Here is a 23,740-nt window from a genome sequence, read left to right on the forward strand (position 1 = left end):
GAGGGCCGCGACCCGATGGCCGGGCAGTCCCGCGTCGAGAAACACGGAGTCCGAGCCTGCGCGCAGCGCGGCAAGCAGGGAAGCCCGGCCGCCGCGCAGACGACGGGCGACGATCATCAGTATGCGCGTGCTGGCCAGGTCGAGGTTGTGGACGTCGTCGGCCACCAGCATCAGGGGCCTGTCCCGGCCCGCATTCTGCAGCAGATCCAGGACAGCGTTGCTCAGGGCCAGGACTCCCGGTTCGGGCCCCTCGGCCAGCCCCAGCGTGACCAGCAGAGGGTGCCGGGTGGCGGGTGGCAGCGCATCCAGCTCCGGCCGTAGAGAGGTCAGCAGGCCATCGAGCGAGGCGAACATGTGCTCGACCGGCCGCCGGGATCCGGGCAGTCGCAGTACCCGCAGCCCACTCTCCGCGGCTCGGCGCGCTGCCACCTCCAGGAGCGCGCTGAGACCGACGCCGGTGTCGCCGATCAGCAGGAGGGCGCCGCCCTGCTCGGTGGCAGCCGCGAGGAACGTGTCCAGAACGGCCAGGTCGGCGTCGCGGCCGAGGAGTGCGCTCACCGCTCGGCCTCGATGTCGGCGAGGGCAGCGCTCAGCGCGGCCCGTCCGGACACGCCGAGCTTGCCGTAGACCCGGCTCAGGTGGGCTCCGACGGTGCGATGGGACATCAACAGCTTCTCGCCGATCTGCTTGTTGCTCAGCCCGGCGGCGGCCAGTGCGGCGACCTGCATCTCTTGCGGGGTGAGCGACGACTTTCCGGACGCGTGAACCCGGGTGCGGGTGGCAGCGGTCGCCTCGAGCTCGCGGGCCGCGCGCGCCGCCCACGGTGTGGCGCCCATCCGCTCGAAAGCGGCGAGTGCGGCCTCGAGCGGGGCCCGTGCCTGCGTGACCGCGCGGGCACGTCGAAGCCGCTCGCCGAACAGCAGTCGTACGCGCGCCTGGTCCCATTCCAGATCGTCGGCGCCCGGCACGCTCAGCGCCCGGACGAACAAGGCCTCTGCTTCCGCATGGTCCTCCGCGACCGAGGCGGCGGCGGCCAGCGTGAGGAGGCCGAAGGAGGGCGAGACCTGGGTCAGGCCGGACGCGGCGATCGCCCGTGCGTGGGCGACGGCCTCGTTACGGCGCCCGGTACGCAGCGCCGACTCGATCAGGTCCAGCGAGCTGCGGAACGGCATGGGCGTCTGCAGTGGCAGAACACCGGGTACGGCCAACGCGACGCAGTGATGATAGGCCTCTTCGAAATCGCCACGGGCCATTGCCGCGGTGGCCTGCCCCCAGTCGCAGTACTGAGCGAGGGGGGCGGACGCCGCGAGGCACTGCCCAGGCCGCCACGCGCATGGCCGGCTCGCGCACCCCGTCCGCCTGGCCCCGCCGCGCCGCCACCATCATCCGGATGACCTGGAACGGCCCCTCCATCAGCTCGTATCCACGTGTCTCGCACAGCTGTAGAGCTTCGGCTGCGAGCGCGTCGGCACGATCCAGGCGGCCCGTGGTCATGTCGTCGGCGCTGAGCAGCATCATGGCGTTGATGGCAATGCCGACCGCCCCGCCGGCCCGGCCGTCGTCGACGATGCGATTCAGCGAGGGCCGGCATTCACTGAGCCGGTTGCAGGCGATCGCGATGCGGCTGATCCGGTAGACAATGCTCGGATCCTGGACGTTCGACGAGTCACGCAGAGCGGTGTCCAGACGCAGCCGGTCGGATGCCGTCAGCAGGACCGGGCTGCGCAGCGTGTGCACGTACATGCGCAGCAGGTCCGGCGCTCGTGGACCGAGACGACTGAGCGCGTCCTCCAGTCCCGGCCACAGATCGTCGCGGGCGGCGTAGAAGCACACGTCGGCCAGTTGGTACAGCGCCTCGACCAACATCGGATCATCGTCGGCGGATCCGGCGACGGCATTGTCGACTGTCGCGGTGAGCAGGCGGTGTGCCGTCTCGATGTGGCCGTCGTTGTTGAACAACAAGTGCGCCGCAGCGACGGCCACCGGCAGCGACCCGTACCCCTTGGGGTCGGCGTGGCGGGCGTCGTTGAGCAGGCCTGGCACCGTCCGCAGGTCGCCGCCGACGTTCGCTCCGACGTAGGCGGCCTCCGCCAGTCGCCGGCTTCGCCGGGCCCCGTCGGCGCTCAGATCGGCTGCGCGCAGCAACGCTGCCACCGCGCCGGGAGCGTCCCCGGTGCGCATCGCCCGGCGTGCGTTGTTCTGTAGTGACGCGGCCACCGACTCGTCCGCGCCGACGGTCGTCTCGGCCAGATGCCGGGCTCGGCGCTCCGGTTCGTCCGCGGCGCGCCGTGCCAGCTCTCTGTGTGCGGCGGCCCGTTCCTCCCCGGTCGACGAGCGCACTACCGCCGAGCGCATGAGCGGGTCCAGTCGATCCGTCGAGTCGTCGAGCGCGTCGAGCAGCAGCCTGCGCCGTTCGGATCCGGGCAGCTCTTCGACCCGGCTGACGCAGAGGTCGTGGAAGCGGCCACTCGCCGGTGGCAGCGGCCGCCGGCCGAGGCGCTGTTCCTCGTTGAGTGACCCGGCAAGCTCGAGCAACGCCAGGGGGTTGCCCCGAGCCTGATCGCGCAGACGCCGGCCGACACTCGCGGCAAGCATCGGAAAGCGTTCGGACAGAAGAATTTCCGCGTGCGCCTCATCCAGCGGTGGGACGTCCAAGGTCTCCGGACCGGCCGCCTCCACACTCGCCATCAGCAACCCCGCAAGGGTGCGGCCCAGGTCGGTCAGCACCTCACCCGAACGCGGGTCGACCCAGTGCCAGTCGTCGATCACCAGCAGAATCGGGGCGCCGGCGGCGTGCCGGCGGAGCAGGCCGGCGATCTCGGCGCAGAGGTCGCCCTCGGCTCCGGAGCCGAACCCCAACGCGGCCGAGAGCGCCGGCAACGAAGTGAGGCTCCGGCGCAGCGGATGCAATAGCTGGTGAAGCGTGGCGAAGTCGATGCCGGACTCGGGCCGGGCGCCGGCTGCACGCAGCACAACCATGCCTTCGGCGGCGGCCGAGACCGCCGCGGCGTCGAGCAGCGCGGTCTTGCCCACGCCCGGCCCGCCGGACAGGCGCAACGTGGCTGCGCCCTCGGCCACCCGGGCCAGGAACGCTTCGACAGAGGACAGCATGGACTCACGGCCGACCAGCCGCACGGTGCCGGGGGCCATGACTGCTCTCCTCCCGCTGGCCTGTCCCCTCGGGTCGGTGGTAGTCGGTGACGTTAGCCCGTGCCAGTCCAGGTGGGTATCGGTTTGTTGGTCAACTCACGTGTCGCTGAGCTGGGCAATCGCGTCGGAAGCCCGGGGCCGGCCTTTCACGCGGCTCCTCAGGAGTTCTCCGGCGTCTGCGCGAGCGCCCACGTGTCCCGTGCCGCGGCGGCAGTGCGGATGCCGGCGGCCGCGTTGTCAAGGCCGTCGATCGCCTCACCGAAGATCTCCACACCGACATGGGTCAGGCCACCCTTGTCGTGCAGCAGGCGGACGAGCGGTCCGAGCGGCAAGTCGCCCTCGCCGGGGAAGCATCGCAGCGGGCTCCGGGCCGGTTCGGTGGTCAGCGCGTCGGCGAGTTGCAGGCCGGTGAGCCGGTCGCCGGGAATCTCGGGCAGCAGACCGAGCGCAGCCTCCGGGTCGGTCGAGGCCTTGAGCAGGTGCCAGGTGTCGATCAACAGGGTGCCGTTCTCGCGCTCCGCCCGGCGCACGATCTCCCATGCCGTGGCCAGGTCAGGGATGCCCCAGAAGGGAACGAACTCCAGCTCGACATCGAGACCGCGCTCGGCCGCCCGGTCGGCGAACGACGCGAACGACGCCACAAGGTCATCAATTCCGACAGCTCCCCGTTCGAATGCGCCGGCGGCCAGGATCCGGTCGGCTCCCGCAGCCTGTGCCAGGTCCAGTATCCGGCTGGCGGACAGATCGAACCGTTCTCGCAGCCGGGCCGGCATGCCGGCGCTGTACCGGATCGGCGCCCAGCTCGTCACGCCGTCGATCTCGGCCAGCCGGACTCCCCGTTCTGCGGCCTGTTCCCGGATCGAGTCGGCGCTGCGTCCGCCGGTCAGCATCTGATCGAGGGTCAGCGGGCTGATCGCGGTCTCGGAGAACCCGCCCGCCCGCGCGGCGTCCAGCACCGCCGCGAAGCCGCGGTTGCCGAGGCTTCCCGGCCAGAAGATGAGCCGGGTCATCGGAGCGGTCACCTCCTCGAACCACTGCTTCTGGTTTGCCATGACCGTCCTTTCTGTCTTCCCCCGAGCCTGATCGCCGGGCCGCACCCGTACATCGCACGACACCGCGACACACGGATCGCCTCGATGTTCGAGCGGCTGGGCGCCGTGTGCCGGTCAGGCGGCCGTGAGGCCACCGTCGATGGCGAGGGCGGCGCCGGTGATGAACTTGGCGTCGTCACTGAGCAGGAACGCGACGAAGGCGGCGATCTCCTCGGGTTGTCCGATCCGGCCGACCGGGTGCAGGCCGGCGGCGAAACGCAGCGCCTCCTCGGGGGAGTCGCCCAGGTTGCCGCGCAGCAGCGGTGTGTCGACGCCACCGGTCACCAGCGCGTTGACGCGGATGCCCCGTGCCGCGGTGTCAAGAGCCGCCGATCGGGTGAGACCGACGACGCCGTGTTTGGCGGCGCTGTAAGCAGCCATGCCGGTTCCCCCGGTCACACCGAGGTTGGACGCGTTGTTGACAATGGCTCCGCCCCCGGCCGACTCGAGGACGGGGATCTCGTGTTTGAGGCTGTAGAAGACGCTGCTGAGGTTCAACGCCAGCTCGGCGTTCCAAGCCTCGCCGCTGATGGCGGTGACCGGTCCCGTCGCGGTCGCGGCGCCGACGTTGTTGAAGACTCCGTCGATACGGCCGTACTTCTCGACGGCCTGCCGGACCAGAGCGGCCACCTCTCTCTCCACAGTGACATCGGTGGGCACGAAGATGGCGTCGGGCAGGCGTGCGGCCAGCTCGTCGCCGGCTTCCTTGCCGCGGGCGGCAAGGACCACTCGGGCGCCCTCGGAGATGACCCGCTGGGCCACGGCGCGGCCCATTCCGGAGGTGGCTCCGGTGATCAGAACGACTTTGCCGGTGAAACGCTCGGACATGATGGCTCCTTCGGTGATTCGGTGTGGTCAGAAGGTGAGGACAAGCCGGCCGCGGACGCCGCCGGCCGCGAGAAGCCGATGAGCATCGGGCGCCCCGGAGGCGGGGAGAGTTCGCGCGACGCGGGGAACAAGGACGCCGGTTTCGGTGAGGCGGCGAATCTCAGCCAGTCGATCGGGGCGGCCTGCGTACTCGGGGACGAACGGGGCCCGCACGGTGATCCGGCGTTCGCCGTGTGCCGCGTAGCCGCCCGGCTCGCCGGCGCCGCGAATCAGCGCCAGGCTGCCGCCGTCGCGGACGGCGTCGAGCATCCGCGGCCCGATCAGTGCCGCGTCGACGACCGCGTCCACGCCGTACGGATGAAGCTCGCGGATCCGGCGGGCGACGTCGTCGCCACGGGTCACGATCTCGGTAGCGCCCGACTTGCGCACCAGCGCCTCGTCGGTGGGCGCCGCGTCAGCGACCACGATGACGCCTGCGGCCGCGGCCATCTGCACCAGGTACCCGCCCAGGGCCCCGGCGGCTCCGGTCACGGCGAGCACGGAGCCGGACGCGAGGGCGAGCTGGTCGAGCGTGAGCAGGGCGGTCAGGCCGTTCATCGGCAGGGTCGCGGCGTCCGCGTGATCCAGGCCCTGGGGCGCCCGGACCACCCACTCGGCGGGAAGCACGACGTACTCGGCATAGCCTCCGCCGTGATAGCTGAGGGCGCCGCCGGGGCCGGGCACAACCGGCAGCACCATCGCCATGACCGGGTCGCCGAGGACCAGCTCGGTGGTGGTGCCGGAACCGATCTCGTCGATCGTGCCAGCGATGTCCATGCCCGGCACGAAGGGCCCGGTCAGGCCGCGCATTGCCGCGGCGTGCACTCCGGCGCGCAGGAGTGTGTCGGCGGGGCTCACTGCGGCGGCGCGCACGCGGACCCGGACCTGCCCCGGTCCGGCGTGCGGCTCCGGCAGGTCGATGATGTGCAGAACATTCGGCCCGCCGAACTCGGTCAAAGCCACAGCACGCATCTCTCTAGTTCCTTCCTCGTACCTGGTATCCAAGTGATACTTCGGCGCGAGGATGTCGGCTAGAGGGCACTTTGAGATGACTTGGTATACCCGGCTATACCGTCTCGTGCCGTACCTGGTATTCGACGTATATTGGCGGCGTGGGCCAGGAGGACGCGCCGGAGCTCTGCGGTCGCGGGCGGCAACTCGTACGCGATGTGCTCGAACGCGTCGGCGACAAATGGTCTGTTGTCGTCATCTGCCAGCTCGGCGACACCACCCGGCGATTCAACGAGCTGCGCCGCCTCTGCGAGCCGATCACGCAGCGCATGCTGAGTGCGACCCTGCACGGGCTGGAGCGCGACGGCATTGTGACCAGGACCGTCTTCAACACCAAGCCCATCCGGGTCGACTACGCGCTCACTCCGCGCGGGCTCAGCCTGCTCGAGGTGGTCCTCGGCCTCGCATGGTGGGCCGAGCGCAACGCCGCCGAGATCCAGCGGGATCGGGATCTCTTCGACGCCGGGTGAGCCGCATCAGGTCCGATCCTGGCCCTCAGCCGCCGATGTCGTGCAGCCTGTTCGCCAACTGGACCCGCGAGTTGATGTCCAGCTTCGCGAAGGCCCGCCGCAGGTGAGTGCTGACGGTGTGCGGCGAGAGGAACAGCTCCAGCGCAGCTTCCCGATTGGTGGCTCCGCCGGCCACGAGCCGGACCACTTTGCGCTCCATGTCGGTGAGTGCGGCCCACCCGGTGACGGGACGGCGGCTCCGTGGACCCGCATGCCGGCGCAGCCGCTCGGCCAGCCGGCGGACATCCGCGCCTGCGCCGCAGACGACATACGTCTCCGTCGCGAGGTTCCATTGGGTGGCAGCGGAGCTCAAGCGCCCTTGCCGGGCCAGCGTGTTGCCGATCTCTTCGCGTGCCGCCGCGTACAGCAGGGGCCGCACGCCGTGGAGTGCCTGTGCCGCGGTGTGCAGCCTCTCAACGTCGTGATCCACGATCCCCAGGACGTACGCCGAGACGCCGGCAAAGGCGGGCGACGCGGTGCTGCCCCCGTGCAGGGTCGTCGCCACCGCTCGTACGCGGTCGCCCAGCGCCTGATCACGAACTTCGGCGGCGAGTCGCGCGGCGAAGGCAAGGAAGTGCTGGTCCGCGGGCATCGGAGGACCGGCCGGCCGGAGTGGGTCGTCGCCGAGCAAGCGGACCGCCTCGAGCGGTTCGCCGGGCGCCGCCAGTTCGGCCCGCACGCGCGTCGCCCACCGGCGGTTGGCCGGCAGGTCTTCGGACTGTGCTCTGTGGGCCAGGACCTGGGCCGCGCGGCGCGGGCCGTTCTTGCCGGTGTGCCTTGCCAGTTCGGCATACGTGATCATCTGGAGCACGCTGGTGAAGTCGTCGCCGCCGGTCTCGTTCAGAGGCAAGGCCGTGGCTTCGGCTCGGCCGCGGGCGTCGTCGATCCGGCCGGACGCCACGCTCAACATCCCTGAGAACTGTGCGCACAGGTTGATCAACGGGCCGTCGCCGTCACGGCGTGCGCTTTGCTGGGCCGCCATCAGCAGTTCGGCAGCCTCGTCCGGGCGGCCGAGGCAGTGCAGCATGTTGGCGATGTGCACCTTTCGCAGCGGCGCCCCGGCATCGGCGTAGTCCCGGCCCAGCAGCTCATCGAGCCGGGCGGTGGCCTCGACACTCTCGCCCCGGGCGATGTCTACACCGGCGAGAGTGAGCAGGGCGAACCCGCGGGTCTCGTCGTCGGCGTCGGCGTTCCCGAGGTCGTGCCGGGCCTCGGCGGCGGCCGCCTCGGCTTCCCCCGCCATCCACAGGTGGTACGCGAGCCGCCCCTCGGGCCGGCGGCGAACCGCCGACCGCGTCGCCACCGGCGGCGCTGCGGCCGGGGTCACTTGATCGGTGACGCCTACCGCGTCGGCTTGCAGCGCCTGACGCAACGCCCCAGGCAGGGACTCGCGTGCCGCCTGTCGGAGCAGGTCGTGCCGGAATCGAAGGCGCCCGGCCTCGCTGATCAGCAGGTCGGCCCGCACCGTCTCCTCGATCGGGGCCACCAGATCGGCTGTTCGGCGTTCCAGCATGCCCGCCAGCTCCGCGACGGTGAACTGCCGCGGCAGCATTGCCGCTACCCGCATCAGCTGCTGGGCCTCCGCGCTGAGTCGTCCCAGCCGCTCGACGACGACCTCGACGAGGCGCCGAGGCACCGGACCGCCGCACACCGTGGCGTGGCCGTTCACAACTCCCAGGCGGTTCTCTTCTCGCAGGCCACGAAGCAGCTCGAGGAGCACCGAAGGATTACCCATCGCCTGCTCGGCCAGCGCCAGCAGATCAGGATCCGGCGGAGCGCCCGCGAAGTCGGCGACGACCGCGGCCGTCTCCCGGCTACGCAACGGGGCCAGGCTGAGCCGTTGCGCGTCCGCGTCGTCCAGGTGGCTCAGCGCCTCGCGTACCGCCGGACCTCCGTCACGGCCGTGACAGAAGCTCAAGACCCACAGGACGCCGACGTGCCGCAACCCGGTGGTCAGTGCGGGGAGGGCCATCATGGTGCCCGCGTCGGCCCGGTTCAGATCATCGAGCAGCACTGCCAGCGGCTCCCCCGACGCGGCCGAGGCCAAGGCTGCCTGCAGGTCGTGCACGACCCAGAAGCGCAGGTCGGCGCTGGCTCCCAGCGTGCGGGCGGCGTACGGGTCGCCGACGGGCGGGACGCTGCCCACCGTGGCGGCCAGCAGCGGCGCGAACGGCATTGCCTGCTGACCGTCCAGCGCCTCACCGAACAGGACCCGTATCCCGGCTCGCTCCGCCCGGCGCCGCGCCTCGTACAGCATCCGGGTCTTGCCCGAACCGCAGTGCCCCTCGACCAGCAGAACTCTGCCGTGCCCGTTCAACGCCGCCGCGACCCCGGCGTCCAGCGTGCCGAGCAGGTCGTCGCGCCCGTGCAGTGCCGACTCGGGCAACGCTTGGTGGATCTCCTTCGTCGTGGTCATGGAATCTCGGCCCCCCAGCCATCGCACAGCTCACACCGTGCTCTCACCGTCGCCCGAGCCGGACGGTCCGAGCATCGGGAAACTGACTGCGGAATCTTCGCTGCGCTCATCGACGGCGAGGCGGGGGCCGGTGGGGTCTCGGTTCCCGGCTCAGTCAGATGACCGATGGGACGCCGGTGACATGAAGCGATCACACGACTGTGCGACGGGCGGTGTTCCCGCATCTCACGCCATTGTGCGATGCGCCGGCCGGGCCTTCCGGCGCATCGTTCAGGCTGATCTCCGCGAGGCGTACGCCGGAGATCGACGCGCGGTCGTGGCAACGGCAGAGCGGACGGCCGCCGTCCATTGAGGGCGCCGAACGGTGCCGGAGTACGGAGGTTTGATCATGAATCAGCTCAACGGCATCGTCCGGCGGCTGGACGAGCTCGAATCGGTCGAGAGCATCAAGAAGCTGAAAGCCCGCTACTTCCGGTTCATCGATGAGAAGAAGCACGCTGAACTGGCCGCGTTGTTCACTCCCGACGCCACGGTCGTGACCGACGGCATCACCTGGGCGTCGCCCAAGGAGTTCGCGGACACGATCCGCGACCTCACCGGCGCCGCGCCGTCGGTCCACCACGGATACATGCCGGAGATCGAGATCACCGGCCCCGACACAGCGTCCGGAACCTGGTCGATGGACGACCTGCTGACCTTTCCGGCCGGCCCGCAGGCTCCGGAGGGACATCACGGTTACGGGCAATACCGGGAGACCTACCGGAGGGTCGACGGGCAGTGGCTCATCGACTCGGTGCTGCTGACCCGCTTCCGGATGGATCCTCTGGAGAACTGGATCCCGGTGGAGTGATCGGCGTAGCGCGAGTGCCGGTGCGGTCAGCCGCCCAAAACCAACTGTTCGACCGGCCTCACGGTGCCGGCGAGTTACCCCTCACCGGCCGGCACGAGCCGACGCCCGGTCACCGAGGTTCTCCTTGATCACGTGGCCCCACCACGAACCGTTCCGAAGCGCGACGGAACCGAAGTCCCTGATGCGCGGGGTCAGGAGACGGCGGGCGATCCGGCCCGCCAGCATTCCACCGGCGACCGGTGCGAGCAGATAGACGGCGAGCAAGTGCGACTCGCCTGAGAACAATGCGGGTCCCAACTGCCGCGCCGGGTTGGCGGAGCCACCGGTGAGAGTGCCCAAGAGTGCCGCTTGGAGCCCGAAGAGGCCACCGACGATCCAGGCCGCCGGCCAGTTCGGCCGGCGGGCGGTCATCCAGCACATCACTCCCACGATGACCATCAGCGTCATCGCCTCAGCGACCGTGACGGACGCGCCGGTCCAGCCGGGTCCAGGCTGCACCACAGCCCATTGGACCGGTTTGGCGGCCGGCGAGGAGCCCCACAAGGCCCCGGCGAGCGCGGCCGCGGTGACCGATCCGGCGATCTGGGCACCGAGGTAGGGAACGACTCGGCGCCCGGGGAAGGAGCCGGAGGCGTACAGGCCCAGGGTGATCGCCGGGTTCATGTGAGCACCGCTGAACCGTCCCGGAGGCGAGACGGCGAACCCGACGATCACCAAGCCGACGAGGATCGACACCGCAGCGACCCTCAGCCGCAACTCGTTGGCCGACGCGGTCGCGGGCATCGTCCCGACCCCCCACCGGACCAGGGTGAAGACGGTGGCCATGAACGTTGAGGTGAGGCAGAACTCGACCGCGGCAGCGCGGGCCTCAACAGCGATGTCCCGCATCGTCACCTGCAAGATCCCCATGACATGAGCATCGTCAAAAGATCAAGTTGCGGGCAGAGCCGAAAGTCCCGGCGCCGTAGGTACAGCCGGTGCCGGCGTGCCACGAGACGGAGAAGACAGTCGCAACGATGCGCCGACGACGTACAACGGCGGCTCCGCGATGCGGAGCCGCCGTAGTTGCCGGGCCGACTACCTGGAGCCGCTGTCGAGGGACCAGTCGCGGACCTCGGGCATGTCCTCCAGGTGCTCGACGACGTAGGCCTCGTGACGCCGCAGCTGCGCCTCGCACCAGGCCTTGAGGTCGGCCGCGCCGCGGGGCAGACGGTGGGCGTTGTTGATCGCGTCCATCACCAGGTGGTAACGCGACGCCTTGTTCCGCACCGTCATGTCGAACGGGGTCGTCGTGGTGCCCTGCTCGATGAAACCCCGCACCCGGAACCGGTCAGCGTCCGGCCGCCCGTGCACCAGCTGGTGAATCGCACCCGGATAACCATGGAACGCGAACACCACATCGACGGTGTCGGTGAACAACTCGGTGAACTGGGTCTCGCTCATACCGTGCGGGTGATCCTTGGGACGCGGCAACGTCATCAAATCGACAACGTTGACCACCCGGACCTTGAAACCGGGCAACCGGTCCCGCAAGATCTGCGCCGCCGCGACCGTCTCCATCGTGACCACATCCCCGGCACAGGCCAGCACGATATCCGGGTCACTGGCGCCGTCGTCAGTACCGGCCCAGTCCCAGATCCCGGCACCACGGGTGCAATGCTCGATCGCCTCGTCCATGCCCAGATACTGCAACTGCGGCTGCTTGTCGATCACGATCAAGTTGATGTAGGACCGCGACCGGAAACAATGGTCGGCCACCGACAACAGGCAGTTCGCGTCCGGCGGCAAATACACCCGCGAGACGTCCCCACGCTGGGTCAGCACATTCTGAATCAACCCGGGACCCTGATGACTGAAACCGTTGTGATCATTACGCCACGCCGTCGAGGTGAGCAACACATTGAAACTCGGCACCTTCGCCCGCCACGGCAGATTCTTCGCCTCCTGCAACCACTTACCGTGCTGCACCGTCTGCGACGCACTGACCATCGCGAACGCCTCATAGGTAGCGAACATGCCATGCCGGCCGGTCAGGTTGTACCCCTCCAACCAACCATGACAGTTGTGCTCACTGAGCACCTCCATCACCCGGCCATCCCGGCTCAGCGCCACATCACCGTCGTACACCTTCTCCATGAAGGCACGATCAGACACCTCGAACACCGCACCGAGCCGGTTACTGTTCGTCTCGTCCGGACAGAACAACCGGAACCGGTCGTCGTTGCGGGCATAGATGTCACGCATCATCTCCCCGAGCCGGCGGGTCGACTCGGCCCGCCCGGTGGCCGGCTGCTTCACCTCGACCGCGTAGTCCCGGAAGTCGGGCATGTCCAGCTCACGGGTGACCAGGCCGCCGTTGGCGTGCGGGCTGGCGCTCATCCGCAGATCGCCCTCGGGCGCTTGCTCGCGAACCAGTGCGACGGGCGCCCCGGCGTCGTCGAACAGCTCCTCCGGCCGGTACGAGCGGAGCCACTGCTCGAGCAGCGCAAGATGCGACGGGTTGTCCCGGACACCGGACAGCGGCACCTGGTGCGACCGCCACGTGCCGGTGACCTGCACGCCGTCGACCTCGTCGGGGCCCGTCCAGCCCTTCGGCGACCGCAGGACGATCAACGGCCAGACCGGCCTTGTCCCGTCCCATTCGCCGGCACGGGCGGCGGTCTGGATGGCGCGGATGCGTCCCCACGCCTGAGCGAGGGCGGCGGCGAACCGGATGTGCATGCCGGGCAGGTCCTGGCCGGACACCTCGATGACGTCGTAGCCGTGGCCGCGCAGTAGTTCCTGCACCTCGTCGGCGTGCTTGCGGCCGAGCACGGTCGGGCCGGAGATCTTGGCGTCGTTGAGGTGCAGGATCGGCAGCACCGCGCCGTCGCGGGCCGGGTTGATGAACGACACGCCCTTCCACGAGCCCTCGAGCGGGCCGGTCTCGGCCTCGCCGTCGCCGACCACCGCGATCGCCAGCAGGTCGGGGTTGTCCATGACCGCGCCGAACGCGTGCACAAGCACGTAGCCCAGCTCGCCGCCCTCGTGGATCGAGCCGGGCGTGGTCACCGACACGTGGCTCGGGATGCCGCCCGGGCTCGAGAACTGGCGGAACAGCTTGCGCAGGCCCGGCTCGTCGAGGGTGACCTCCGGATAGACCTCGGAATAGGTGCCCTCCAGGTAGCCGGCAGCGACCAGCGCGGGACCGCCGTGCCCGGGGCCGGTCAGATAGATCGCCTGCTGGCCGGTGTGCCGGATCAGCCGCGACACATGCGCGTAGATCAGCGACAGACCCGGACTGGTCCCCCAGTGACCGAGCAGCCGCGGTTTGATGTGCTCGGCGGTCAGCCCCTCACGCAGCAGCGGATTGGCCTTGAGGTAGATCTGGCCGATGGTCAGGTAGTTGGCCGCGCGCCACCAGGCGTCGAGGCGAGCCAGTTCGGTCTCGTCAGGCTCGGCGAGGGTCTGCAGCAGGTCGGACACAACCGAGGTCACGGCGATTCCCTTTCAGCGGATCTTTGTCGTCGTATCGAACCTAAGGCGTGGTTGTCTGCTTCCGTAGGGCCGCAAGCCGCGGCCGAAAGGACTTTCGGCCCTGCGGGACGGGACTTCCCGAACCCTCGCCGGCCACCGCCTGGGCGGCAATGTCAGCCGGAGATGAATCGGAACAGGTCGTAGACCATGAAGGCAGGCCAGACAAAAGCCTTCAACATGCCGATTACGCCCTCCCCGAAACCGTTCGCCTGACTGACGTAGTACACCAGGGCGCCGATCATGCCGAGGCCGTAGACGGCGTTGCCGCCGCCACCGGCGCCGCGAACCACACGCTGGCGTCGCATCGTGTCGCTCATGGGAAGAACCTTTCTCTGCGCTGGAACCGGGCACCTTCACCGTGCCCTCCCACCGCCCCGCCGGGCAGAGTCGTTGTGCCCGTTCCACAGTGACCGGCCGGCAGCCGAGGAAAACCAATGACGGGCATTCCGCCAACGCTACGAAATCTCCATTCGTCTACGCAGCGCAATCACACAAATAACGATCGTCACGCATTGTTCGGAGAACCGTTTCCCTATTGATCGCGGCCGATTGCGATTCGCGCCATTCGCGTTTCCGCGCCGCCCGCGCGGGACCAAATACCCTGTCCCACCGACTTGCGCCGGCGCAATTATCGCACTTAGGGGCGTCCATCGGACGGCCATTCCCGAACTCGGCGCCGTACCGCGATGACCCCACCGTCCGAAAGGAGCATGCCATGACCGAACACTTCGATCCCAACATCCCGCCGGCAGGCGAGACCGACCCCTGCATCGAGGGAGATTTCGTCGGACCCGTCGTCGTTCTCGAAAAGCCGGCTCTCGGCAAGGGGAACCTCGTCATCGACCGGACGAAGCCGTTCGACATCAAGGTCAAGTGGCACGTCTTCGGCAACCTGGTCCCGCTGTGGCTGACGGCGCTGTCCAAGGAGACCGACAAGTGGATCGTGACTGCGTACGTGGAGTCGCAAGGACCCGGAACGGAGAAAGCGCTGGCCAAGGCTGAAGTAGCTCTGGGCGGGCCACGGTTCACCCTCGACGAGTACTACGAGGCCACGATCACCGTTCCTGCCGGCACACTGGACTCTTCTTTCTCCAGTTCCGAGACAGAGTCCGGCGTGTACAAGATTGTCGTGACCGCCTTCCTCGACTCGAAGATCAGCAGCGTCGTGAACTTCGACGTGCTCGGATCGATCGAGGGCCCGATCATCAAGGTGGAGGAGCCAGAACTCGCCGCCAAGGCCTAGCAGCACCCCGATCCAGCAGCATGTGCCCATCACGCCCGTCCGGAGCAGGAGCCCCGGACGGGCTACCGTCATGGTCGATGCGTCCGAGCGGCAGCCGCTGCCCGTCGGTGCGTTGAGGGTCTCTGTGACGGTAGGTATCACCTTGATCCCACCACTACGCAGTGTGTCGACAACGACAGCGTCGCCTGAGTCCGGCTGCCGGTTGACCCTGCGGCTCCTTCCGAATCGGTAATCAACTTCCGGCGTGGCAGAGGGCCCGGGGTGACGGGCCCGAAGCACCTGGCGCCCCCGATCCGGGACGTGGTTACCGTCGAGGCGAGAGGTCTCTGAGCTGAGGAGGCTGTGTCATGACCATGAACCTCATCCGCATCCTCGACCCGGACACCGGTGAAACCGTCCGTGTGTGCCACGGCCCGTCCCCCACCGGCGTCTGCCCGATGGCCGGTCCCGACGGCGTCGTGCCATGCGCCGGCCTGCTGATCGCGCCCTCTCGACCCGATCCCGAGTACTGGCCGCTTCCGATCCCGGCCGGATACCGCCACTGCGACGTGATCTGGAACGAACGCGCCCGTTCGGGATTGAACAAGGCCGAGCAGGCGCGGGAACAGTGGCAGGCCGGCCTGACCCGCGAGGTCCAACGGGTACGGTACCTGGCCTCCGCCAAAGATCCGCGGTACCGGAAAATGACGGAGCGCGAACTCGAGAAGACTGCCCTCTGGCGCTGGCGGCTCACCGGCGAGGCGCAGTCTCTGCGCCGCTCGGAGGAGAAGAACGAACGGCAGGCCGAGGCCTATCTGGCCTTCGTCAAGTTCCGGCGGACCTCAGGCTCGAGCAGACCGGTTTCCCTGACCGCCCGGAACAGCCGAACGTCGCCGTGAGAAGCCTCGCCGCCCTGCCCTCAACGGCAGAGGCCGGCGTCGTCGGGCGCTGCGGAGAACGCCCACAGTGAGTCGCGCACGGTGGTGGCCACGCCAGGAGGCTGGTTCAGCGGTGCGGGGGCGGTGTGCTGGAGGTGGCGGCCGGGCCGCCGGGTGCGGCGGTGGTGTCACGAGTGGTGCGCAGGCTCCAGACGATCGACACCGCGATCGTCACGACAACAACGCCGAGGGTGACCGGGATGGGCAGTTTGCCGACCGGGGTCTCGGACAGGATCAGCTTGACGCCCGCGAAGGCCAGCAGGACGGCGAGACCGTAGTGCAGGTGCACGAAGCGGCGCAAAAGACCGGCCAGGCAGAAGTACAGGCTGCGTAGGCCGAGGATGGCGAAGGCGTTCGCGGTCCACACGATGAAGGTGCTGGTGGTGATGGCCAGGATCGCCGCGACGCTGTCGACAGCGAAGATCAGATCGGTGGCCTCGACTGTGATCAGCACGACGAAAAGCAGGGTGGCGACGCGTTCGCCCTTGATGCGGGTGAAGAACTTGTCGCCGTGGTAGGCCGGGTCGGTCGGGATGACCTTGCGGAACAGGCGGACGACCGGGTTGCGGTCCGGTGGGGTCTGCTCGTCGTGGCGGAACGCCATCTTGTGGCCGGTATAGATGAGAAACGCGCCGAACAGGTAGGCGGTCCAAAAGAAGGTCTCGAGCAATTCAGCGCCGGCGAAGATGAAGACCAGCCGGAACAGCAGGGCGCCGATGACACCCCAGAACAGCACCTTGTGCTGGAACGCGGCCGGGACGGCGAAGTAGCCGAAGATCAGCGCGAAGACGAACACATTGTCGATCGACAGCGCTTTCTCGATCAGATAGCCGGCGTAGTAGGCGCCGGCCACATCACCGCCCTGCCAGGCCCACAGGACCACACCGAACAACAGGCCCGCGGCGATCCAGACACCGGACCAGATCGCCGCCTCGCGGAAGCCGATGACGTGGTTGTCGCGGTGCAGGAACAGGTCGACGGCGAGCATCGCGGCCACCGCGACCATGAGCACTGCCCAGATCCACCATGAGACGGTCAACGGAAACCTCTCGACCAGCCGAACCCGCCCCGGCGGGTCGGCGTGCTGGTCGAAGGTCTCCCCGGGGCCACCGCACCGGTGGCTGCGCCGCCGGAACCCGGATCGGCCGAGTCCGTACTGACGACGACGCGTCGAGCGCTTGGGTACTCCCCCTCGAACTACGATCTATGATTCACGAAGTGGAAGTCGTATGACAATGGACTGGGGCTGTGGACAAGCTGAGAGTTTCACGTCTTCGCGTGCGTATATTGGGAAGCGTTGTCCGCCGCACGACCATAGGGATGTCATGACCGCTGAGGCCGGACCGGTGCGCGCCGGGAAGGCGTGGACGTTTCTGACCAACCATGCCCATGTCCTGCTGAGCATTGCCCGCGATCCGAGCATCCGGCTGCGGGAGGTCGCCGAGGTCGTCGGCATCACGGAACGCGCCGCCCAGAGCATCGTGGCCGACCTTGAAGCCGCCGGCTACCTGCGACACGAACGCGTCGGGCGCCGCAACCAGTACACGGTCAACCCCGCCGGCCGGTTCCGGCACCCCGCGGAGGCGGACCACCACATCGGCGACCTGGTCGCGCTGTTCACCACACCCGGGACGTAGGCACAGCCCTCTTCCAGGCGGCCGTCGACCGAGAACTCCTTACGACGACCCACACCGCGCAGTAGCTTCCGGATGGCGTCCGGCCCGGTCAGGCCCCTTGCTCCTTGCTCTGCTTCTCGTAGAACTCCTGGAAGGCGTCGAACGCTCGAGCGCCGTAGACGGTGGCCGGGCCGCCGTTCATCAGAAAGGTCACTCCGATCGCCTCGGCTGCCTCGGCGGGGGTGGCGCCGTGCCGGACAGAAGCGTGAGCGTGGGCGGCGATGCAGCCGTCGCACTCCTTGCTGACCGCGATCGCCAACGCGATCAACTCTTTCGTCTTGGCGTCCAATGCACCGGCGGCCAGGGCGGTGTCGTGAAGCTCACGGTAGCCGCGGTACACCTCCGGGATCGCCTGGCGTAGCGCACGGGTGGGGGCCCGCAGCGCGTCGCGGACCGCTGTGCCGTTGCCCATGGTGTCTCTCCTCAACGAGATCGGATACCACTCGGGCAAGCTTCGCTGATGGGCCGGCGCACGTCTGGTGCCGTAGGGCCTCAACCGGCAGGACATCGGACCGGGTTCGCGGATCACGACAGGCGGACGTCCCTTTTCCTCCGGGCGACCGGCACATGCGGGCAGTACCGCCCAGAGCGTCTGCTGCTGAGGACGCCGGCGCCGCCTGACCGGTCGACGACGCACGTCTGCGCGGGTCGCGCCTCGCTTCTCCCCCGGCCTGAGCCGATTCCCGGGCGGCAGGCTTCCGGCCGCTGCCCGGCCTGGAGACCAGGCGTGCCCAGACGGTGCCGCGGCCGGTCGACGGCAGCCCGGCGCCGGCCCGCGACACCCCCGTGATCACCACCCGGCCTTTTCTCCACACGGTCTCCATGCCGGTTGCACACCCCCGCCACCCCGGCGGCCCACAGTGAAGGTGTCAACAGCAAGCAAGGGAGAAGTCATGAAGACCATCACCCGCCGCGCGGCCACGCTGGTGGCAGCCGGCACGCTCGGCCTCGGCGGACTGGCGGTCGCGGCCCCCGCACTGGCCGGCAACGGCCCCTTCGGCACCGGCCCGGCCGGCACCGCCACCGCGAGCCCCGCCACTCCCGGCAACGGCATGGGCATGGGATCCAGGTACGGCATGGGATCCGGGTACGGCATGGGATCCGGCGACGGCGTCTGCAACCAGCTGCCGGTCACCGCGCAGCAGGGCACGCTGTCCGCCGCGCAGAAGGCCACGCTGGCGTCCATGGCCCAGGAGGAGAAGCTCGCGCACGACCTGTACGCCGCGTTCGCCGCCCGCTACGACGCGGTCGTCTTCGACCACATCGCCCGCGCGGAGAGCCGGCACCAAGCCGTGGTCCGCACGCTGCTGCAGCGCTACGGCATCACCGACCCGACCGCGAACCAGCCGGCCGGCACCTTCACCGACAAAGCCGTGCAGGCCACCTACGACAAGCTGCTCGCACAGGGCCGGCAAAGCCAAGCCGCCGCGCTGGCCGCAGGGCAGCAGGTGGAACGCGACGACATCGCCGCCCTCAAGACGGCCGCCACCGGGCTGACCGCCCCCGACGTCAAACAGGTCTACGCCAACCTGCTCGCGGCGTCGCAGCGGCACCTGACCGCATTCACCCGTTGGGCAGCCCGATAACAACCCGGTGGCAGGGCGACTCTGCCGCCCTGCCACGGCCGACTGCTGCCCCGGGGCCCGGACCGGGCTGTGCAGCGACCAGCAACCGACCGGTGGAAACGCTCTACGCCAGGGACAGGAAGAGCTTCTCCATTTGCTCCAGGTTGGCGCTCTGATCCTCGCCGTCCTCGGCCGCGGCCACGCACTGCTGCAACCCGCTGGCGATGATTTTGAAGCCGGCCCGGTCGAGCGCCCTGGAGACCGCGGCCAACTGCGTCACGACGTCAGCGCAGTCGCGGCCCTCCTCCAGCATGCCGATGACGCCACGGATCTGGCCCTCGGCGCGGCGCAGCCGCTTGATCACGTCACCCGTCGCGGTCTGGTCGACCTGCATCCCGCACGCTCCTTGTTGTCAGCCCCTCCATGTTACCCGGTGGGGTATGGGGTCCGACTCGAGCGCGCTGTGAGCGACAGCACCGGCCAGGGGCAGCCGCACCGTCACGGTCAGACCGCCGGTGTCAGGCGATTCCAGGGCGACCGTGCCGCCGTGCGCAGTGACCAGTTCCCGCACGACGGCCAGGCCGATACCCGAGCCTGTCGTCCCGGTCGTGTCGCGGCCCCGCCACAGCCGGTCGAACGCGTGCGGAAGCTCATCCGCCGCCATGCCCGGACCGGTGTCCGCGACACGGACCACGGCGTTGGCCTTCTCAGCCCGGACCGCGACGTGCAGCCCGTCGCCCGGCCGGCAGTAACGGGCGGCATTGGTCAGCAGGTTGCCGATGGCCTGATGCAACCGATCGGGATCCGCCCGTACCGGCACGCGACGGTCAAGGTCGGCGCTCACCGTCAGCCCCGCAGCTTCCAGCCGAGGCCGTTGCGCCGCCAAGGCCGCGGCGGCGATCTCCGCCAGGTCGGCATCGACCAGACGCAGCGACAGGGCGGCCGACTCGGCGGCCGACAGATCGGCGAGGTCCTGCACGACCCGGCCCAGCCGCAACGACTGATCATGCAGCGCCGCCAGCCGGGGACCGTCGGCCGGTTGCAGCCCGTCACGCAGCTCCTCCAACCCGGCCTGCAACCCCGCCAGCGGCGTCCGCAACTCGTGCGCGATGTCGGCCGCCAACCGCCGCCGTACGGTATCGGCGCGAACCACCTCGTCGGCCATGGTGTCGAAAGCCCTTACCACCTCACCCAGCTCACCCGGCGCCCGCAGCCGAGCGCGGGCCGTGCGATCACCGGCGGCGAACCGGCGCGCCGTCACGGCCAGGACCACCAACGGCCGAGCCAACCGGCCCGAGACGAACGCACTCGCCACCAACGCCGCCAGCAGTGCAGCACCCGCCGCACCAGCCACCCACGACCAGGCAACCGTCCGGCCGGACGACGCGGTCGCGGGGAACGCCAGCCGGACACCACCGACCCGTTGCCCACCGACCTCGATCGGCTGCTCCACCACCGGTCCGGTGCCGTCCTCACCGCGCATGCCGCCCATGCCGGGACCCATGCCGCGTCCTGGCCACACCATGCTGCCGTCGACATCCCGCACTACCAGCCGGGCATCGGCTGCCGCAGCCACGGCCGACGCCGGCGCCAGGTCCGCACCGTCCCAGCCGTCCGACCGCGCGTACGCGTCGGCAGCAGCACTCGCCACCCGGGCCGCGACGCGCTGCCGGTCCTGCCGGGCCACGCTGGCCAGTCCACGGTCGGTGGCGATCAACGCGGCAACCGTCAGCACCGCTACCGAGGAGAACGCCACCAGCACGAACACGGCCAGCAGACGCCGCCCCAGCGGACCGGCCAGGGCCGAAGGATCACCGGTCACGCGACCACCCCAGCCGGTAGCCGACGCCCAGCACCGTCTCGACGATCCGCACTCCGTCGGACCCGAGCTTGCGGCGCAGATTCTTCACGTGCGAGTCGACCGTGCGTTCGTAGCCGGGGAACTCGTAGCCCCGCACCTGATTGATCAGCTCGTACCGGGAGTAGACCCGCCCCGGCGTGGCGGCCAGCGCCGTCAGCACACCCCACTCGGTCGGGGTCAGCTCCACCCGAGCGCCGTCCAGATGAGCCTCATGACGGCCCTCGTCGAGCCGAAGCCGCCCGCCGCCGAACGTCACCGCCGCCTCACCGCCGTTCCCGCCGCGCGTACGGTGCAGAACCGCCTCGACCCGCAACACCAACTCGGTCGGCGAGAACGGCTTGGTCACATAGTCGTCGGCGCCACCCCGCAGCCCCTCGATCCGGTCGTCGACGCTGCTGCGCGCGGTCAGCACGACGACCGGCACTCCCCGGCCGCTCTCTCTCGCGACCGCCAGCACCTCCCGGCCGTCCACGTCCGGCAGGCCGAGATCGAGCACTACCAGCTCCACTCCACCGGCGGTCACCAACTCGATCGCCTCGGCCCCCGAAGCGGTGGTACGCACCGCGTGACCGGCCCGCTGCAAATAGCGGCGGACCAACTCCCGCAGCTCCCGATCGTCCTCGACCACCAGCACGGCACCTGACACACCGCCAGCGTTCCCCGGGCGCGGGCACCCCGGCCAGGGCCGAGCGGCCCGAATCACGAATCGGCACACAAGCCCCGTTCAGATCTCCCGCGCCGCTGCCTGTCGAACCGCGATGCGTACTCATGAACGGTGTACGGCACGAGATCGTCGCCGCCGGGTGAGAGCACCCCTGTGGACGGGCCATGACCGGGCATCCCCGGCCGGAGCGGTCAGCGTGGCGCGCGCCAGCGCCTGTGTGAAAGCGGCCGGAGAGCCGTCGATCTCCCACTGGCGAAGCTGGCGTTCGGCGCCGGTGCCCCGCTCCACCAGGAGCGCCAGACAGCGGCCGACCATGTCACGGTCACCGGACTCGTCCAGGGCATCGCGGGTGTAGGCCATCAGGCGCTCGACCTGTGCGTACGGTGCCACCACAGGTTCACTACCGGCGACGAAGCCTCTTCCGCCGAGCCCCGAGCGCGCCGCGGCGGTCAAACTGCCCCGCATGTGGGTGGTACGGCAGCTCGTGATGCGGGGCGATCGCAGAACAGTCGTCACCAGGGCGCGGAACAACCCGGTGAGCAGGACCGCGGTGTCGACGTCGGGGCAGACGTCCGCGACTCTCAGTTCGACCGTGGGATATCGGGGTGACAGCCGGGCGAAGAAGTAGACACTGCGTTCGTCCATCGCCGCGCCCTGACGGATCAATGCCCGGACAACGTCCTCGTAGTGCCGGGCGTCGCGCCACCGGCCCGGCGGGCGCCCGGTCGGCCAGCGCGACACCATGGTGTAACGCCGGCTGTGCCATCCACTCGGCCGCCCCTCCGAGATCGGTGAATTGACGCTGAGCGCCAGCAGCGGCGCCAGCCACGGCCTTATCCCGGCCAAAACCCGCACGCCCTCGTCGCGAGAGGGGACGGCGACGTGAACGTGACAGGCGCAGGTTCCGGACAGGGCGGTTTGCACCGGAAAGCGCCGGGCCAGCTCGCGATAGCGCGGGTCGTCGGTCACCCAGGCCAGACCGGGGTTCGTGTACGGCGAGACTCCGCTCGCCACCAGGCGGCACCCCTCTCGGGCCGCCGCGCCGGACAGCCGGTTCCGCATGGTCCACAGCTGGTCCCGCACTTCGCCGAGCCCGGTGCACACCGCGGTGACGGCTTCGATCTGATATCGCATCAGCTCGTGCTGCAGCCCGCGTGACTGCCCGGTACGGCGCAACACCTCGGGCGCGGCCGGCACAGGGCGCCCGCCGGCCGGGTCGAGCAGAAGGAACTCCTCCTCGACCCCGACTGTCGGCACGGTCGGCGTGGTCATCACGCCTCCAGGCTCGCGCCGTCCGGGGAACCCGCACAGGGACATAAGTCTCGTCTTCGTGGTGAACGGCCCGACGTGCCGTGGCCAACAGCTCACTGCCGGTCCCAGGCATCGGGACCAACGGCCCTGGCGGCAGACGTCCGCGCGGGATGGGATGAGGCCAGGAGCGACGGGTCCGGGAGGCCGGCCATGACTGATTTCGGCAAGCTCCGGACGGAACGAGAAGCCCGGCAACGGCCGGCGGCGTCCGGTGGAAATGTCACTCGGTACAGCGCAGCTGTCGGCCGCTACCTGAGCGCCGCCGGCTACAGCCCGGAGGACTCCGTCAGCGCTCCCCCGCCACCGGCAGCGGTCCGGAAAGGACTGGTGCTGGTGGGGGTGGATGAGACCCCGACCAGTTATATCGCCGTTGACCATGCCGCCATCGAAGCCGAGTTGCGTGGCTGGAACCTTCGCCTGGTCCACGCTCAGCGCCCCGGCGGCGTCCGGCCACATACCCGGGAAGCCGGCTCGCAGCTGCTGGATCGGCTGGTCGACCGCGTTCATGCCTATTCACCCACGGTCGCGGTAACCGGACGGCTGGTCGTCGGGTCGCCCGCCGCGTTGCTGCTGCTGTCGGCGCGAGACGCCGATCTGGTTGTGGTGGGGCACCGGCACGGTACGCCTGGCGCGGTCTTCGGCGTCAGCGTCGGCGACCGGATCGCCGCCGACCACACCGGCGCCGTGCTGGTTGTGCGCATTCCCGGCTGGCCGGCGGGCCCTGAGTTCGGCACTCGGCCGGTCGTGGTGGGAGTCGACGGCGACGACAGCACCGCGGTGGGGTTCGCACACCGCGAGGCACGCCTGCGCGGCAGCGGCCTGGTATTGCTGCACGCGAGCCGGACGCCCCGGATCGACCGGGTCGAGCAGTCGGACGGTGTGGAGATGCGGTGGCGCTACGTCGTCGAGGACCCTTCCGAGGCACTGATCGAAGCGTCGAGCAGGGCGGCGGCCCTGGTGGTCGGCCGCCGAGGGCCAGGCGGGATCCCGTCAGGCCCGCTCGGCTCGGTGAGCCGCTCGGTGGTCCAGCGAGCACACTGCCCCGTCTTCCTGGTCGGATGAGAGTCTTCCTGGTCGGATGAGATCAGTCGGA

Annotated in this window: 22 protein-coding genes and 1 pseudogene; 7 read left to right on the top strand and 16 right to left on the bottom strand. The window is 69.5% G+C overall.

The annotated features are described in order from the left end of the window. Window positions 1-159: 159 nt before the first annotated feature. From C8E87_RS46750 to C8E87_RS01300, 6 genes and pseudogenes are all read right to left on the bottom strand, one after another. Window positions 160-558: pseudogene (locus tag C8E87_RS46750) on the bottom strand (AAA family ATPase); the annotation flags it as partial. Further along, a complete protein-coding gene (locus C8E87_RS01280) occupies window positions 555-1,172 on the bottom strand; it encodes a helix-turn-helix transcriptional regulator (protein WP_166661021.1) in 618 nt (205 codons plus the stop codon). The gene C8E87_RS01280 and the pseudogene C8E87_RS46750, both read right to left, overlap by 4 nt. Beyond that, window positions 1,114-3,150, bottom strand: coding sequence for an ATP-binding protein (locus C8E87_RS01285; protein ID WP_133871361.1), 2,037 nt, complete (start codon window positions 3,148-3,150; stop codon window positions 1,114-1,116). Before C8E87_RS01285 ends, C8E87_RS01280 begins: the two co-directional genes overlap by 59 nt. 158 nt (window positions 3,151-3,308) lie before the next feature. After that, the gene (locus C8E87_RS01290; RefSeq protein ID WP_133871362.1) at window positions 3,309-4,202 is read right to left on the bottom strand and encodes a sugar phosphate isomerase/epimerase family protein; all 894 of its coding nucleotides are present in this window, start codon (window positions 4,200-4,202) and stop codon (window positions 3,309-3,311) included. Between the two features lie 114 nt (window positions 4,203-4,316). Continuing rightward, on the bottom strand, window positions 4,317-5,069 hold the full coding sequence (locus C8E87_RS01295) for an SDR family NAD(P)-dependent oxidoreductase (protein ID WP_133871363.1): 753 nt from the start codon (window positions 5,067-5,069) through the stop codon (window positions 4,317-4,319). Between the two features lie 27 nt (window positions 5,070-5,096). After that, complete coding sequence (locus C8E87_RS01300) at window positions 5,097-6,080, bottom strand: NADP-dependent oxidoreductase (protein ID WP_133871364.1); 984 nt, start codon at window positions 6,078-6,080, stop codon at window positions 5,097-5,099. A 140-nt stretch (window positions 6,081-6,220) separates the two neighbouring features. Between C8E87_RS01300 and C8E87_RS01305 the strand changes: the two genes are divergently transcribed. Further along, window positions 6,221-6,589: a winged helix-turn-helix transcriptional regulator gene (locus C8E87_RS01305; protein WP_133871365.1), complete on the top strand. Its 369-nt coding sequence runs from the start codon at window positions 6,221-6,223 to the stop codon at window positions 6,587-6,589. A 25-nt stretch (window positions 6,590-6,614) separates the two neighbouring features. Here C8E87_RS01305 and C8E87_RS01310 read toward each other — a convergent pair whose 3' ends face one another. Beyond that, window positions 6,615-9,044 (bottom strand): AAA family ATPase, encoded by a 2,430-nt coding sequence (locus C8E87_RS01310; RefSeq protein WP_133871366.1) that lies wholly within the window; start codon window positions 9,042-9,044, stop codon window positions 6,615-6,617. A gap of 388 nt (window positions 9,045-9,432) precedes the next feature. Between C8E87_RS01310 and C8E87_RS01315 the strand changes: the two genes are divergently transcribed. Next, window positions 9,433-9,894: a nuclear transport factor 2 family protein gene (locus C8E87_RS01315; protein ID WP_133871367.1), complete on the top strand. Its 462-nt coding sequence runs from the start codon at window positions 9,433-9,435 to the stop codon at window positions 9,892-9,894. A gap of 81 nt (window positions 9,895-9,975) precedes the next feature. Here the strand turns inward: C8E87_RS01315 and C8E87_RS01320 are convergent, their stop codons facing one another. The 3 genes from C8E87_RS01320 to C8E87_RS01330 form a co-directional block, all read right to left on the bottom strand. Further along, window positions 9,976-10,803, bottom strand: a complete 828-nt coding sequence (locus C8E87_RS01320; protein ID WP_133871368.1) for an MIP/aquaporin family protein — start codon at window positions 10,801-10,803, stop codon at window positions 9,976-9,978. Between the two features lie 168 nt (window positions 10,804-10,971). Further along, window positions 10,972-13,371: a phosphoketolase family protein gene (locus C8E87_RS01325; protein ID WP_133871369.1), complete on the bottom strand. Its 2,400-nt coding sequence runs from the start codon at window positions 13,369-13,371 to the stop codon at window positions 10,972-10,974. A 152-nt stretch (window positions 13,372-13,523) separates the two neighbouring features. Further along, window positions 13,524-13,727, bottom strand: coding sequence for a hypothetical protein (locus tag C8E87_RS01330; protein ID WP_133871370.1), 204 nt, complete (start codon window positions 13,725-13,727; stop codon window positions 13,524-13,526). 398 nt (window positions 13,728-14,125) lie between these two features. On the opposite strand from C8E87_RS01330, the gene C8E87_RS01335 reads away from it, so the two are divergent. Then, a complete protein-coding gene (locus C8E87_RS01335) occupies window positions 14,126-14,653 on the top strand; it encodes a hypothetical protein (protein WP_133871371.1) in 528 nt (175 codons plus the stop codon). A 347-nt stretch (window positions 14,654-15,000) separates the two neighbouring features. Beyond that, complete coding sequence (locus tag C8E87_RS01340) at window positions 15,001-15,531, top strand: hypothetical protein (RefSeq protein WP_133871372.1); 531 nt, start codon at window positions 15,001-15,003, stop codon at window positions 15,529-15,531. A gap of 106 nt (window positions 15,532-15,637) precedes the next feature. Here the strand turns inward: C8E87_RS01340 and C8E87_RS01345 are convergent, their stop codons facing one another. Beyond that, on the bottom strand, window positions 15,638-16,609 hold the full coding sequence (locus tag C8E87_RS01345; protein ID WP_133871373.1) for a TerC family protein: 972 nt from the start codon (window positions 16,607-16,609) through the stop codon (window positions 15,638-15,640). Window positions 16,610-16,895: 286 nt separating this feature from the next. Here C8E87_RS01345 and C8E87_RS01350 point away from each other — a divergent pair, with 286 nt between their 5' ends. Continuing rightward, window positions 16,896-17,207, top strand: a complete 312-nt coding sequence (locus tag C8E87_RS01350; RefSeq protein WP_133871374.1) for a helix-turn-helix transcriptional regulator — start codon at window positions 16,896-16,898, stop codon at window positions 17,205-17,207. Between the two features lie 88 nt (window positions 17,208-17,295). Here the strand turns inward: C8E87_RS01350 and C8E87_RS01355 are convergent, their stop codons facing one another. Next, complete coding sequence (locus C8E87_RS01355; protein WP_133871375.1) at window positions 17,296-17,658, bottom strand: carboxymuconolactone decarboxylase family protein; 363 nt, start codon at window positions 17,656-17,658, stop codon at window positions 17,296-17,298. A gap of 481 nt (window positions 17,659-18,139) precedes the next feature. Between C8E87_RS01355 and C8E87_RS01360 the strand changes: the two genes are divergently transcribed. Next, window positions 18,140-18,832: a ferritin-like domain-containing protein gene (locus tag C8E87_RS01360; protein ID WP_133871376.1), complete on the top strand. Its 693-nt coding sequence runs from the start codon at window positions 18,140-18,142 to the stop codon at window positions 18,830-18,832. 103 nt (window positions 18,833-18,935) lie between these two features. On the opposite strand, the gene C8E87_RS01365 is transcribed toward C8E87_RS01360, so the two are convergent. The 4 genes from C8E87_RS01365 to C8E87_RS01380 form a co-directional block, all read right to left on the bottom strand. Then, window positions 18,936-19,205, bottom strand: a complete 270-nt coding sequence (locus C8E87_RS01365) for a metal-sensitive transcriptional regulator (RefSeq protein WP_133871377.1) — start codon at window positions 19,203-19,205, stop codon at window positions 18,936-18,938. 18 nt (window positions 19,206-19,223) lie between these two features. Next, the gene (locus tag C8E87_RS01370; protein ID WP_133871378.1) at window positions 19,224-20,633 is read right to left on the bottom strand and encodes a HAMP domain-containing sensor histidine kinase; all 1,410 of its coding nucleotides are present in this window, start codon (window positions 20,631-20,633) and stop codon (window positions 19,224-19,226) included. Beyond that, complete coding sequence (locus C8E87_RS01375; protein WP_166661022.1) at window positions 20,623-21,318, bottom strand: response regulator transcription factor; 696 nt, start codon at window positions 21,316-21,318, stop codon at window positions 20,623-20,625. The genes C8E87_RS01370 and C8E87_RS01375 overlap by 11 nt, the downstream gene beginning before the upstream one ends. 120 nt (window positions 21,319-21,438) lie before the next feature. After that, a complete protein-coding gene (locus C8E87_RS01380) occupies window positions 21,439-22,608 on the bottom strand; it encodes a carboxylate-amine ligase (protein ID WP_166661023.1) in 1,170 nt (389 codons plus the stop codon). A gap of 189 nt (window positions 22,609-22,797) precedes the next feature. On the opposite strand from C8E87_RS01380, the gene C8E87_RS01385 reads away from it, so the two are divergent. After that, on the top strand, window positions 22,798-23,709 hold the full coding sequence (locus C8E87_RS01385; RefSeq protein ID WP_133871380.1) for a universal stress protein: 912 nt from the start codon (window positions 22,798-22,800) through the stop codon (window positions 23,707-23,709). Window positions 23,710-23,740 lie beyond the last annotated feature (31 nt).

Origin of the sequence: Paractinoplanes brasiliensis (assembly GCF_004362215.1) — a bacterium.
Lineage (GTDB): Bacteria > Actinomycetota > Actinomycetes > Mycobacteriales > Micromonosporaceae > Actinoplanes > Actinoplanes brasiliensis.